12 protein-coding genes are annotated in these 13,304 nt (G+C 70.0%); 4 read left to right on the forward strand and 8 right to left on the reverse strand.

The window, feature by feature from the left end; genetic code table 11:
* The first annotated feature begins 56 nt into the window (after positions 1-56).
* The 3 genes from EV670_RS11545 to EV670_RS11555 are packed head-to-tail and all read left to right on the forward strand — an operon-like array spanning position 57 to position 6,305.
* Complete coding sequence (locus EV670_RS11545; protein WP_130432181.1) at positions 57-1,676, forward strand: efflux RND transporter periplasmic adaptor subunit; 1,620 nt, start codon at positions 57-59, stop codon at positions 1,674-1,676.
* Between the two features lie 46 nt (positions 1,677-1,722).
* The gene (locus EV670_RS11550; RefSeq protein WP_130432183.1) at positions 1,723-4,866 is read left to right on the forward strand and encodes an efflux RND transporter permease subunit; all 3,144 of its coding nucleotides are present in this window, start codon (positions 1,723-1,725) and stop codon (positions 4,864-4,866) included.
* Positions 4,863-6,305, forward strand: a complete 1,443-nt coding sequence (locus tag EV670_RS11555; protein WP_130432185.1) for an efflux transporter outer membrane subunit — start codon at positions 4,863-4,865, stop codon at positions 6,303-6,305. The genes EV670_RS11550 and EV670_RS11555 overlap by 4 nt, the downstream gene beginning before the upstream one ends.
* Here the strand turns inward: EV670_RS11555 and EV670_RS11560 are convergent.
* The 5 genes from EV670_RS11560 to EV670_RS11580 form a co-directional block, all read right to left on the reverse strand.
* A complete protein-coding gene (locus EV670_RS11560; RefSeq protein WP_130432187.1) occupies positions 6,302-7,024 on the reverse strand; it encodes a class I SAM-dependent methyltransferase in 723 nt (240 codons plus the stop codon). The genes EV670_RS11555 and EV670_RS11560 overlap by 4 nt on opposite strands.
* Positions 7,025-7,104: 80 nt before the next feature.
* Positions 7,105-7,632 (reverse strand): molybdopterin-dependent oxidoreductase, encoded by a 528-nt coding sequence (locus tag EV670_RS11565; RefSeq protein ID WP_165393301.1) that lies wholly within the window; start codon positions 7,630-7,632, stop codon positions 7,105-7,107.
* Between the two features lie 11 nt (positions 7,633-7,643).
* Positions 7,644-8,405, reverse strand: coding sequence for a molybdate ABC transporter substrate-binding protein (locus tag EV670_RS11570; RefSeq protein ID WP_130432191.1), 762 nt, complete (start codon positions 8,403-8,405; stop codon positions 7,644-7,646).
* A 167-nt stretch (positions 8,406-8,572) separates the two neighbouring features.
* Positions 8,573-9,052 carry an RDD family protein gene (locus EV670_RS11575; protein ID WP_130432193.1) on the reverse strand — a complete coding sequence of 160 codons (480 nt, stop codon included), beginning with the start codon at positions 9,050-9,052 and terminating at the stop codon, positions 8,573-8,575.
* A 49-nt stretch (positions 9,053-9,101) separates the two neighbouring features.
* Positions 9,102-9,359 (reverse strand): DUF1488 family protein, encoded by a 258-nt coding sequence (locus EV670_RS11580; RefSeq protein WP_130432195.1) that lies wholly within the window; start codon positions 9,357-9,359, stop codon positions 9,102-9,104.
* Between the two features lie 157 nt (positions 9,360-9,516).
* Between EV670_RS11580 and parC the strand changes: the two genes are divergently transcribed.
* On the forward strand, positions 9,517-11,847 hold the full coding sequence (gene parC / locus EV670_RS11585; RefSeq protein WP_130432197.1) for a DNA topoisomerase IV subunit A: 2,331 nt from the start codon (positions 9,517-9,519) through the stop codon (positions 11,845-11,847).
* On the opposite strand, the gene EV670_RS11590 is transcribed toward parC, so the two are convergent.
* From EV670_RS11590 to EV670_RS11600, 3 genes are all read right to left on the reverse strand, one after another.
* On the reverse strand, positions 11,848-12,141 hold the full coding sequence (locus EV670_RS11590) for a hypothetical protein (RefSeq protein WP_130432199.1): 294 nt from the start codon (positions 12,139-12,141) through the stop codon (positions 11,848-11,850). It lies immediately after the preceding gene.
* Positions 12,142-12,195: 54 nt separating this feature from the next.
* Positions 12,196-12,708 carry a disulfide bond formation protein B gene (locus tag EV670_RS11595; protein ID WP_130432201.1) on the reverse strand — a complete coding sequence of 171 codons (513 nt, stop codon included), beginning with the start codon at positions 12,706-12,708 and terminating at the stop codon, positions 12,196-12,198.
* Positions 12,709-12,804: 96 nt separating this feature from the next.
* Entirely contained in the window at positions 12,805-13,278 is a 474-nt protein-coding gene (locus EV670_RS11600) for a RidA family protein (RefSeq protein WP_130432203.1), read from the reverse strand.
* Between the last annotated feature and the right edge of the window lie 26 nt (positions 13,279-13,304).

Genomic DNA, 13,304 nt, shown 5'->3' on the forward strand with positions numbered 1-13,304 from the left:
GTCCTCATGGCACAAGCGCGGCAGGCTTTTCGCAGAACGATCGAGGAGGCGCCGCGATGAACCCACGTTGCCGCACGCCCGCAGCGCCTGCGCCGACCGCGCTGCTCGCGGCGTTCTGCGCAGTCGTGCTGCTGGCCGCCTGTGGCGACAAGCCGGCGCCGGCTGCCGCTGTGCCGGCGGTCGAGGTCACGACGCTGGTGGTCACGCCGCAGGCGGCGCCGGTCTCGCCGGAGTACGTCGGCCAGACCGAGAGCTCGCAGCAGGTCGAGGTGCGCGCGCGCGTCTCGGGCTTCCTCGACAAGCGCGTCTACACCGAGGGCGCGACGGTCAAGGCCGGCCAGCCGCTGTTCATCATGGACCGCAAGCCCTTCGAGGCGGCGCTGCAGGCGGCGCGCTCGGAGAAGGCCGCGCAGCAGGCGCGGCTCGACGTCGCGCGCCAGAACCTGGCGCGGGTCAAGCCGCTGGCGGCGCAGAACGCGCTGTCGCAGAAGGACCTGGACGACGCGGTCGGCCAGGAGCAGTCGGCCGCGGCCGCGGTCGAGGCGGCCAAGGCCAAGGTCATCGAGGCCGAGCTGAACCTCGGCTACACCACGATCAATGCGCCGGTGACCGGCCTGAGTTCCTTCGCCAAGCTGCAGGAAGGCAGCTATGTCGATGTCTCCAACAGCCTGCTGACCTACGTCGCCAAGCTCGACCCGATGCGGGTCAACTTCAGCCTGTCGGAGAACGAGGTGCTACGCTTTCGCGACGAGGTCGCGCGCGGCGTGGTCAAGGCGCCGCCGGCCGACGCCTTCGAGGTCGAGATCGTGCTGGCCGACGGCTCGGTGTTCCCGGCGCGCGGCAAGCTGACCTTCTCCGATGTCGCGTTCAGCCAGGACACCGGCACCTTCCTCGTGCGGGCCGAGTTGCCCAACCCCGAGGGCAGCCTGCGGCCGGGGCAGTTCGTGCGGGTGCGCCTGATCGGCGCGACGCGGCCGGGCAGCTACCTGGTGCCGCAGCGCGCGGTGCAGCAGGGGCCGCGCGGTGCCTATGTCTGGATCGCCAACAAGGAGGGCAAGGCCGAGCAGCGCGCGGTCGTGACCGGCAGTTGGGTCGGCGACGACTGGCTCATCACCAACGGCCTGCGCCCCGGCGAGGCGGTCATCGTCGACGGCACGCTCAAGCTGGCGCCGGGGGCGCCCATCAAGGTGGTCAAGACATTGGCGCCGACTCCGGCACCGGCCGCCGTGGCGGTCGCTACCGGCAAGACCAGCCCGGCACTGCAGGCCGGCGAGAAGCTGCTGAAGCCGGGAACGGCCCCGGCGACCGCGGCGACCGCGGCGACCGCGGCAAAAGCACCTGCGACGGGTGGCAGCGGCTTGCCGGCCAGCGTGAACTTCGCCACCGGCAGCTCGGTTTTGCCTGCCACCGACGCCAAGCGGCTGGCACAGGTGGCCGCCCATCTGGCCGCCAACCCGGGCGCACAGGTCGCGATCACCGGCTACACCGATCGGCGCGGCGGGGCGGCGGCCAACGTCGCGCTGGCCAAGGCGCGTGCCGAGGGCGTGCGCTCGGCGCTGCTGGTCGGTGGCGCGAGCGAGTCACAGGTGCAACTGCGCGCACCTGCATCGGTGACCGGCAGCGGCAGCGACGCGGCGGCACGCCGGGTCGACGTGGTCGCGGCGGGCAAGCAATGACGCGGCACGCGGGACTCGACCAGCAGGCCAGCCGGAGTTCGCGCCGATGAAGTTCTCGCACTTCTTCATCGACCGACCGATCTTCGCGTCGGTGATCTCGATCGTCCTGGTCCTGGCCGGGCTGGTCGCGATGCTGAACCTGCCGATCTCGCAGTTCCCGGACATCACGCCGCCCACCGTGACGGTCAGCGCGACCTACCCCGGTGCCAGCTCCGAAGTGGTGTCGCAGAACCTCGCGGCGCCGATCGAGCAGCAGGTCAACGGCGCCGACAACATGATGTACATGTACTCGTCGAGCTCGTCGACGGGCAACATGACGCTGACGGTCTTCTTCAAGACCGGCACCGATCCGGCGCTGGCCCAGGTCGACGTGCAGAACCGCGTCAACCTCGCGCTGCCGCTGTTGCCGACCGCGGTCACGCAGCAGGGCGTCAGCGTGCAGAAGCGCTCCAGCGCCTTCATGATGGTGCTGGCGGTGTTCTCGCCCGACGAGAGCTTCGATACGGCCTACATCGCCAACTACGCCAACATCTACGTGCTCGATGCGATCAAGCGCATCCCGGGCGCCAACCAGGCGGCGATCCTGGGCTCGCCCGACTACGCGATGCGGCTCTGGCTCAAGCCCGACCGCATGGCGAGCCTGGGCATCACCGTGGCCGACGTGCAGAACGCGGTGGCGGCGCAGAACCAGCAGTACTCGGCCGGCCGCATCGGCCAGGCGCCGACCGGCGACGCGGTGCAGCAGACCTTTCCGCTGGCCACGCTCGGCCGCATGACCGAGCCGGCCGAGTTCGAGAACATCATCCTGCGCGCCAAGAGCGGCGATGCGGCGATCGTGCGCATCAAGGACATCGGCCGCGCCGAACTGGGCCAGAAGGACTACTCGGTGCGCAGCCGCTACCAGGGCAAGACCGCGACGCTGATCGCGGTCTACCAGCAGGCCGGCGCCAACGCGCTCGACGTCTCCAAGCAGGTGCATTCGACGCTGGCCGAACTGCGCAAGAGCTTTCCGCCCGGGCTGGAGTACGAGGTCGCGCTCGACACCACGGTCTTCGTGCAGGAGTCGATCACCGAGGTGGTCCACACCTTCTTCGAGGCGGTGGTGCTGGTGGTGCTGGTGGTCTTCATCTTCCTGCAGAGCCTGCGCGCGACGCTGGTGCCGATCCTGGCGGTGCCGGTGTCGATCATCGGTGCCTTCATCGGCATGACGGCCTTCGGCTTCTCGATCAACATGCTGACGCTGTTCGCGATGGTGCTGGCGATCGGCATCGTGGTCGACGACGCGATCGTCGTGATCGAGAACGTCGAGCGCAACATGAGCGAGTTCGGCCTGCCGCCCAAGGACGCCGCCAAGCGCGCGATGGACGAGGTCTCGGGCCCGGTGGTTGCCATCGTGCTGGTGCTGTGCGCGGTGTTCGTGCCGGTGGCGTTTCTCTCGGGCATCACAGGCGCGCTCTACAAGCAGTTCGCGGTGACGATCGCGGTCTCGGTGGTGATCTCGGGCATCGTCGCGCTGACGCTGTCGCCGGCGCTCGCCGCGATCCTGCTCAAGCCGCAGCATGGCGAGCCGAACCGCTTCTTCCGCGGCTTCAACCGCGGCTTCGACGGCCTCAACCGGCGCTACCTGTTCGGCGTCGAGTGGAGCATCCGGCGCTGGGTGGTCTCGCTGCTACTGATCGCCGCGATGCTGGCGGCCACGCTGCTGCTGTTCAAGAAGGTGCCGGGCTCGTTCCTGCCGGTCGAGGACCAGGGCTATCTCTACACCGCGGTGATCATGCCCGACGCCGCCAGCCTCGACCGCACCCAGGCGGTGTCGACCAAGGCGCGCGAGCATTTCGCCAAGGATCCGGCGGTCGACTCGGTCGCCGAGGCGGTCGGCTTCAGCCTGCTCGACGGCCAGATCAAGTCGAACGCCGGCATCCTGTTCGTCACGCTCAAGGGCTTCGAGGAGCGCCCCGGGCGCGGCGCCGACATGGTGATCAACGAGGCGCGGCGCGACTTCAACGCGGTGCGCGAGGGCGTGGTGGTGCCGCTCAATCCGCCGTCGATCCCCGGCCTCGGCACCACTGGCGGTTTCGAGTTCTGGTTGCAGAGCAAGGGCGACGCCACGCTGCAGCGGCTCGAGGAGGTCACCCGTGCGCTGATCGCCGAGGGTCGCAAGCGACCCGAGCTGGCGGCGCTGAGCTCGACCATCAACACCCGCTCGCGCCAGATGCTGGTCGAGGTCGACCGCGAGCGCGCCGAGACGCAGGGGGTGGCGACCGCCGATGTCTACTCGGTGCTGCAGACCATGTTCGGCTCGCTCTACGTGAGCCAGTTTCCCAAGAACAGCCGGCTGTTCCAGGTGATCCTGCAGGCCGACGCCGAGTTTCGCGACAACCCCGAGGATCTCGAGCAGCTCTACGTGCGCAGCAAGGCCGGCAAGATGGTGCCGATCAAGGCCGTCACGACCACGCGGTACGTGACCGGGGCCGACATCGTGACCCGCTTCAACAACTTCCCGGCCGCCAAGATCGTCGGCGACGCTGCGCCCGGCTTCAGCTCGGGCCAGGCGTTGCTGGCGATGGAGCAGTTGGCCAAGGAACACCTGCCGTCCGACTTCGGCTACGAGTGGAGCGGTCAGGCCTTCGAGGAGCGCCAGGCCGGCTCGACCGCGGCGCTGGTGTTCGCCTTTGCGCTGGTGATGGTGTTCCTGATCCTCGCCGCGCAGTACGAGAAGTGGTCGCTGCCGCTCGGTGTGCTGATGGCGGTGCCGTTCGCGCTCTTCGGTGCGCTGCTGGCGATCTTCCTGCGCGGCATCGAGAACGACGTCTACTTCCAGATCGGCCTGACGGTGCTGATCGCGCTGGCGGCCAAGAACGCGATCCTGATCTTCGAGTTCGCGGTCGAACTGCGCCACAAGGAGGGCCTGTCGGCCTACGCGGCCGCGGTGCAGGCGGCCAAGCTGCGGCTGCGCCCGATCGTGATGACCTCGCTCGCCTTCATCCTCGGCTGCGTGCCGCTGGCGATCGCCTCAGGCGCCTCGTCGGCGAGCCGCCATTCGCTAGGCACCGGCGTGATCGGCGGCATGCTCGGCGCGACGCTGATCGCGATGGTCTTCATTCCGATGTTCTTCTGGGCGCTCGAGACCCTGTCCGAGCGCGGCAAGTCGGCCAGGGACGCGGCGCCGCCCGCGCAGCTTCCGGAATGAAGACGATCCGCGCGTCCGGCTCGCGGTGGGTGTTGCTGGCAGCGGCCGTGGCCACGGCCGGCTGCATGCTCGGCCCCGACTACAAGCGCCCGCTGCTCGAGGTGCCCGATCGCTACTACTACGCCTCGAGCGAGGCGCGCGAGCTTGCCAACACGGCATGGTGGACGCAGTTCGGCGACCCGGTGCTCGACGCGCTGATCGAGGAAGGCCTGCGCAACAACCTCGACTTGCGCATCGCCGCGGCGCGGGTCGACCAGTTCGCCGGCGTGCTCGGCAGCACGCGCGCCCAGCTGTTTCCGCAGGTCGGTGCCGAACTTACCGGCAGCCGCACCCGCGCCAGCGAGCGCAGCGCGACCGGCTTCCCGCCCGGCAACCCCTACAACGCGGTCCAGGCCGATGTCTTCGCAAGCTGGGAGATCGACCTGTTCGGTCGTCTGCGGCGGCTCAACGAGGCGGCCCAGGCCGAGCTGCTGGCCAGCGAGGAAGGTCGACGCGCGACTGTGCTGTCGCTGGTGGCGGCGATCGCCAACGGCTACGTCACGCTGCGCGCGCTCGACCGCCAGCTCGAGATCTCGCGCGCCACGCTCAAGAGCCGTGGCGAGTCGCTCGAGGTCTTCGAGAAGCGCTTCAAGGGCGGCGTGATCTCGCATCTCGAACTCGAGCAGTCGCGCTCCGAGTACGCGACCGCGCTCGCCGCGGTGCCCGACCTGGAGCGCCAGGTCGCGCAACAGGAGAACGCGCTGGCGGTGCTGGTCGGGCGCGGGCCGGGACCGGTCGCGCGCGGCGCGACGATCGACGCGCTGGTGCTGCCGGCGGTGCCGGCCGGGCTGCCCTCCGAACTGCTCGAGCGCCGGCCCGACGTGCTCGGCGCCGAGCAGGCGCTGGTCGCGGCCAATGCCCGCATCGGCGCGGCCAAGGCGCTGTATTTCCCGAGCATCTCGCTGACCGGTCTGTTCGGCGGCGCCAGCACTTCGCTCAGCGGCCTGTTCGACGGGCCGGCCCGGGTCTGGACCTATGGTGCCGCGATCACGGCACCGGTGTTCACCGCCGGCAGCATCAAGGGTCAGGTGCAGAGTGCCGAGGCGGCCGAGCAACAGGCGCTCTACGGCTACCAGCGGGCGGTGCAGACCGCGTTCCAGGAAGCCGAGGATGCGCTGGTCGGCCAGGCCAGGTACCGCGAGCGGTTGGCCGCGCAGCAACTCCAGGTCAAGGCCCTGCGCAACTACGCGCGGCTGGCCCGGGCCCGCTACGAAGGCGGCTACTCCAGCTTCCTGGAAGTGCTCGATGCCGAGCGCAGCCTGTTCAGCGCCGAGCTCGACTTCACCCGCGGCCAGGCGGCGATCCAGGCCCAGATGATCGGGCTCTACAAGGCGCTCGGCGGCGGCTGGGTCGACACGGCCGGGGCACTGGCCGGCGGCGCCAGCGCGCCGATGCGTTAGCGCGGGCCTGACGCTGCGGCCGCGCCGCGTCGGAAGCTCAGCAACCGACCCTTGTAGGCCGGGGCGGAGGCGGTCGCCGGGTACTCGAGCCGAGTTTCCTGCAGGCAAAAGCCTTCTGCCGACATCTGCCGGTTGAACGCCGATCGGTTGCCGCGGTTCGGGTCGACGATCCAGACCTCGGCTGCCGGTGCTGCGTGGCGGCCGATGAAGGCCGCCAGCGCGCCGTTGGCATCGCGCTCGTAGAGCAGGTCGCTGCCGATGATGAGGTCGTAGTGGCCGCGCACCCGAGCCGCTGCCGAGACATCCGCGAGGCCGTCCGCCAGGCCCGGATCGCGCCACTGGGCATGGCGGTACTTCAACGGCAGCAGACCGTTCAGGCGCAGGTTCTCGAGCAGGAATCGCTCGGCCAGCGGATGGCAGTCGCTGGCGGTGACGTCGGCTCCGCGCCGGTGGCCGACCAGGCTGGCCAGGGCCAGGCCGCAGCCGATCTCGAGGATCCGCTCGGCCGCGAGCACCGGCCGTGCCGCCAGATGTGCCGCGAGGTGCGCGCCAGAGGGCCACAGCAGACCGAACAGCGGCCATGCGGCCGACGAGATTCCAAGCCGCTCGGCCTCGCCCAAGGGATCGGCGAACTGCAGTTTGTCGAGCAGCGAACGGATGCAGAGATCATCGACCCCGGCAACGGCGATCTGCTCTTGCTTGGTCAGGTAGCCTGGCATCGAGGGGCTTCTTGCGAAGCCCGCATGGGGCGGCTCCGGTGGGGACAGGGAAGACGCGAGTATGAGGCCGCGTCTTGCGGCTACTCGCGCAGGATGCGCACCTCAACGGTGGACAGCCACTTCACGTGCCGCGGCCCGGGCCGCAGATCGGCGGCAGCGAGCAGGGCCAGCGGGCCCTCGCTGGCGGGCAGCGGCGCGCCGTCGCGTTCGTAGAGCACCAGCACCTGGGCGCCGGCTTCGGTGTTCTCGAGTTCCGGCCACGAGAACACGACGCGGTAGCCGTCGCTGGCGCTGACGATGACCACGGTCTTGCGCCAGTCGAGGCGATCGCGCTCGGCCAGGCCGGCCCTGGCGAGCAGCGCGCGCAGTCGCACGCCGCGCGCTGTCGTCTGGCGCTCCTGGCCGGCGACGCGACGCAGCACGCTGGTGCTCGCCTGCTCGTCGGCGGCAAAGGCGGCCAGTTCCTCGCGGCCGAGTTGCAGTGGGCGCAGCACGTCGCCGCGCACGCTGACGCCTGCGGGACCGGGACCCGGCGCCTGCGCAGCCGCGGGCAGCGCCGCGCTCGCGAGCAACACCAGGAGCAGCGCGCGCCGGCCCTCAGCAAGCATCGATGGCTCCTTCATCGCGGCGCAAAGCCATGGCGGGCGAGGATGCCCTGGCCGGTCGGGCCGAGCAGGAAGTCGACAAAGCGGCCTGCGCCCGGTGCCGTGCCGGCCATCGTGGTGACACCGTAACTGGCGCTGACGTTGATGGTCTCCGGCACCTGCACCAGCTTCAACTGCGGTTGCTCGCGCAACGCCGCGGTGGCGTTGGTGCAGTAGGTGACGAACAGGTCGGCCTGGCCCTGCGCGACCAGCGCGCCGTAGACGTTCTGCCCGGCCGGCGGTGGCGGCGAAGTTGGGCCGCCGGTGAGTTGCAGCGCCTTGGTCGTGAGCGTCTTGAAGGCGCCCGCGCGCCCCTGCTGCTCGACGCGCTCGAACATCTGCCAAGCGTAGTCGCCGGAGGGATCGGCGCTGGGCGTCGAGGTGCCGAGCTTGAGCGCCGGGTCGAGCATGCGATCGACGAGGTTCTGCGGCGTGACGTCGGCGGCCGGCGCTGCCAGCACGCACAGCGCGTTGCGCGCGAAGCGCTGCACCGGCGTGGCCGCGCCGCCGGTGGCCAGCGCCTGCGGATGCTCCATGTTGGCCGAGGCGAACACGTCGGCGCGTTCGCCGGCGGCGATGCGGTCCTTGAGCAGGCCCGAGGCGCCGAAGCTCAGGCGCACGCCGGTGCCGGGTTCGGCCTGCTCGAAGGCCTTCGCGACCTCGGTCAGGGCCGATCTCAGGCTGCCGGCTGCGAAGACCTCGAGTGCAGGCGTCTGGGCAACGGCGAACGTGGGCATGGTCAACGACGCACCGCAAATTGCGATGAGCCATGCCACGACGGCTGTGGTCGACGATCGGCGCATGGCTGGCGGTGTCTGCAAGCTGGGATTCCCGCAGCCTAGGGAATCTGCCTCGCGTCGGCGATATGCAGCGCGGCGCATAGGGCGCCGGCCGCCACGCAGCGTCAGTGCGGGTCGGTGCGCTCCGTCGTGAAGCGGACCGATTCGGTGCCGCGCCGCCGGTTGCGGACCACCACCGTTCCCGCCAGCTTGTCGTGCCAGCCTTGCTTGCGCGCGTCCCAGCCCACCCACAGCAGGCCAAGGCAGAAGGGAACGATCGAGACGAAATAGCCCAGATAGCGGCCGATGTTCTGGCCGGTGCTCGGCTTGGCGCCGGTGCCGGCATCGACGATGCGCGCGCCGATGACCATCTTGCCCGGCGTCGCCTGCCGGTAGTGCCAGAACAGGAGCACCGCGATGGCCGGTAGTACCCAGTTGATGATCAGGTCGAGCGGCCGCTCGCCGCTGCTGCTGGCGAGCTTGTCGAGATCCCAGCCGTAGAACAGCGCCACCAGCGGCAGCGTCATCAGCAGCACCAGCAGCGTGTCGATGAGCGCCGCCCAGACACGCAACCAGAAACCGACGTATTCGAGCTCTTCGTTCATCGGGCGAGCTTTCTCCGATGTGCGAGCAGGACGAGCATGGCAAGCACGCTCAACCGCTGGCGCGCAGATCGAACTCGCGCACCATCACAGGCTCGATCGACCCCTGCGCGACACGGCGTCGCACGGCGGCATCGATCTCGTCGGCATGGGCGCGGTAGGTCTGCAGCGGGTCTTCGCGCTCGGCACCTCGGCGGTAGCGATAGTGCAGCGTGTCGCCGCTGATGCTGGCGCCGATCTCCACGCCGTCGATCGCGACCCAGAAGCGAACCGCGGCGGTGGGCTCGTGAAAGAACGGCATGGTCGGCATCGCTTGGCTCCAGGCGGCGGTTGCAGGGTAGTCCATAACCGAAGCAGTCGCGGCAATGCCGCGTGGACCGCCGCCGGTGGCTCGTGCAGCGGGCAGGGCGACAGGAGGGCGTACGCACTCGAACGACAATCGCGTTTTCGCCGTGAATGCCGATCCGATGCAACAGCTCGACCTCGCCCCGCCGCCGCCGGCAGACGATGACCCCAACGCCCTGACGCTGGCCGCCTACGCCCAGCGCGCCTACCTCGAGTACGCGCTGAGCGTGGTCAAGGGCCGTGCGCTGCCCGATGTCTGCGACGGGCAGAAGCCGGTGCAGCGGCGCATCCTCTACTCGATGGCCCGCATGGGCCTGGTGTTCAACAGCGCCAACGGCCCCAAGGCGGTGAAGAGCGCCCGCGTGGTCGGCGACGTGCTCGGCCGCTACCACCCGCATGGCGACACCGCCGCCTACGACGCGCTGGTGCGCATGGCGCAGGACTTTTCGCTGCGCTACCCGCTGATCGACGGCCAGGGCAATTTCGGCTCGCGCGACGGCGATGGTGCCGCGGCGATGCGCTACACCGAAGCGCGCCTGGCGCCGATCGCGCGCCTGCTGATGGACGAGATCGACGAGGGCACGGTCGAGTTCGTTCCCAACTACGACGGCTCGACCGAGGAGCCACGCCAATTGCCGGCGCGCCTGCCCTTCGTGCTGCTCAACGGCGCCTCGGGCATCGCGGTCGGTCTCGCGACCGAGGTGCCGAGCCACAACCTGCGCGAGGTGGCGGCGGCTTCCGTCGCCCTGCTGAAGAACGAGAAACTGAGCGACGACGAGCTGTTCGCGCTGCTGCCAGGCCCCGACTTCCCGGGTGGCGGCCAGCTGATCTCCGGCGAGACCGAGATCCGCGAGGCCTACCGCACCGGCCGCGGTTCGCTGAAACTGCGCGCGCGCTGGAAGATCGAGGACCTGGCCCGCGGTCAGTGGAACCTGGTCGTCACCGAGTTGCCGCCCGGCACCAGCGCGCAGAAGGTGCTGGAGGAGATCGAGGAACTCACCAACCCGAAGATCAAGGCCGGCAAGAAGGCGCTGAGCGCCGAGCAGGTGCAGCTCAAGGCCAGCGTGCTGGCGGTGCTCGACGCGGTGCGCGACGAATCGAGCAAGGACGCCGCGGTGCGCCTGGTGTTCGAGCCCAAGAGTCGCACGGTCGAGCAGCAGGAACTGATCACGACGCTGCTGGCGCACACCAGCCTCGAGAGCAACGCGCCGCTGAACCTGACGATGGTCGGTGCCGACGGCCGGCCGACGCAGAAGAGCCTGCGCCAGATCCTTTCCGAGTGGATCGGCTACCGCCTGGCCACCGTGACCCGCCGCAGCGAACATCGGCTGGCCAAGGTGCTGGCGCGCATCCATGTGCTCGAGGGTCGGCAACTGGTGCTGCTCAACATCGACGAGGTGATCCGCATCATCCGCAACGCCGACGAGCCCAAGCCGGCGCTGATCGAGCGCTTTGCCCTGAGCGAGATCCAGGCCGACGACATCCTCGACATCCGCCTGCGCCAGCTGGCGCGGCTGGAGGCGATCAAGATCGAACAGGAGCTGAAGGAGCTGCGCACCGATCAGGGCAAGCTCGAAGACATCATCGGCAGCCCGGCTTCACTCAAGCGCACCGTCATCCGCGAGATCGAGGCCGATGCCAAGACCCATGGCGACGAGCGCCGCACGCTGATACAGGCCGAGAAGCGCGCGGTAGCCGAGATCAAGGTGGTTGACGAACCGGTCACGGTCGTCATCAGCGCCAAGGGCTGGGTCCGGGCGCGGCAGGGCCACGGCCACGACGCCGCGTCATTTGCCTTCAAGGCCGGCGACGGGCTCTACGGCACCTTCGAATGCCGCACCGTCGACACCTTGCTGGTGTTCGGCTCCAACGGACGCGTCTACAGCGTCGCCGTCAGCACGCTGCCGAGCGCGCGCGGCGACGGCGCGCCGATCACGACGATGATCGATCTGGAATCCGGCACCCAGTTGCTGCACTACTGGGCCGGCGCGGGCGAGGCGACGCTGCTGCTGGCCTCGACCGCCGGCTATGGCCTGCTCGCCGCTGCCTCCGACCTGTTCGCCCGCCAGCGCGGCGGCAAGAGCTTCCTGACGCTGGGCGAGAAGGATCTGCCCTTGCCGCCGGCGCGTGCCGACGGCTGCAAGGACGTGGCCTGCGCCAGCCTCTCGGGCCGGCTGCTGGTCTTTGCGCTCGACGAACTCAAGCACCAGCCCAAGGGCGGCCGCGGCCTGACGCTGATGGACCTCGACGCCAAGGATGCGCTGGTCAGCGTTGCCGCCTTCGATGGCAAGCTGCGCGCGATCGGCACCGGTCGCGGCGGCAAGGCCAAGGACGAGACGCTGACGGCGAACGCCGCGGGCGCCTATCGCGGCCACCGGGCCCGCAAGGGCAAGGCCAGCGAACTCGGCTTCAAGCCGACGCTGCTACTGCGCCCGGACCAGCGCCAGCGCTGATCAACCGCCGCGCTTGCCGCTGCGCGGCGCGGTGCGCGCCTTGCGCGGAGCCGCCGCGGAGGCGCGCCGGGCGCGGCCGCGTGGCGGCGCGATCTCGGCGGCCGGTGCCGCGGCCGCGTCCTGCGTTGGCGCTTCGCGCGACTCCACCGGCGGCGGCACGACGGTGCCGGCCGGCGGCCATGGCATCTGCGGCAACGTGGCGCGCCACATGGCCCACCATGATTCGCTCCACTGGTGAACGGCCTCCCACCAGTCGTGCGGCGGGCCGGATTCGGGTCGACGCGAGGTGCTCATCGGCTCCTCCATCAGCAGGGCCACGGCGCCATGATCGGCGCCCACATGTCCAGCTTATCGCTGCCCGCGCGGCGGCGCCAGCGTGCCGCGCAGCACCAGCGCCGCGGCCAGCGCGATCAGGACGAACAGCAGCCCGCTCCAGACCTCGAAGGGCAGGCCGAGCAGGCGGTAGCTGGCCGCTTCCATGCAGGTCGCCGTGACCTGGAACAGATAGGGCAGGCTGCTTTCGAGCCCGGTCGCGAACAGGAAGCGGTCGGCAAAGGTCAGCGCGCAGGAACTGTCGAGCGCCGCCACCCGGTTCTGGAACACGGCCGCCGCCACGCCGCCGAGCGCCAGCAGCAACACCGCGGTGGCGCTGGCGACGGTGATGCCACGAGGCTTCGAGATCCAGCCGATGAAGGCCGCCAGCGCGATGGCGAGGAACACCACCCGCTGGAAGATGCACCAGGGGCAGGGCTTCATGTCGAAGACATGCTGCGAAACGAGGGCCGCGCCGACCGCGCTCACGGCCACCAGGGCCACCAGCGCGAGTACGCCGCGCGGCAGCCGGGTGTAGACATCGGTCATCGTCAAACGGAGATCAGGTCGGCGCCGGGCCGCCCCAAGCCGGCCTGCGCCCCCTCGGGGGGCAGCGACGGTGCGAAGCGACGAGCGTGGGGGTTGTCACAATACTTCCGCAATCAGCTCGATCTCGACGCAGGCGCCCAGCGGCAGCTGCGCCACGCCGAAGGCGCTGCGCGCATGGGCGCCGACCTCGGCGCCGAAGACCTGGCCGATCAGCTCGGAAGCGCCGTTGGTCACCAGGTGCTGTTCGGTGTAGTCGGGCGTGCTGTTGACCAGGCTCAGCAGCTTGACGATGCGCACCACGCGCGTGAGGTCGCCGTCGAGCGCGGCGTTGAGGGTGCCGAGCAGGTCGATCGCGACGCCGCGCGCGGCCTGCTTGCCGGCCTCGGTGTCCATGTTCCGGCCGAGCTGGCCGACCTGCGCCTTGCCGTCGCGCTTGGCGATGTGGCCGGAGACGAACAGCAGCTTGCCGCTCTGCACGAAAGGCACGTAGGCCGCGGCCGGAATCGCCAGCGGCGGCAGCGTGATGCCGAGCTCCTGCAGGCGGGTGGCGATCGAGGAGGGGGCGGACATTCGAGGGGCTCCTGAAGGCGGGGGCG

The organism is Rivibacter subsaxonicus (assembly GCF_004217215.1).
Lineage (GTDB): Bacteria > Pseudomonadota > Gammaproteobacteria > Burkholderiales > Burkholderiaceae_C > Rivibacter > Rivibacter subsaxonicus.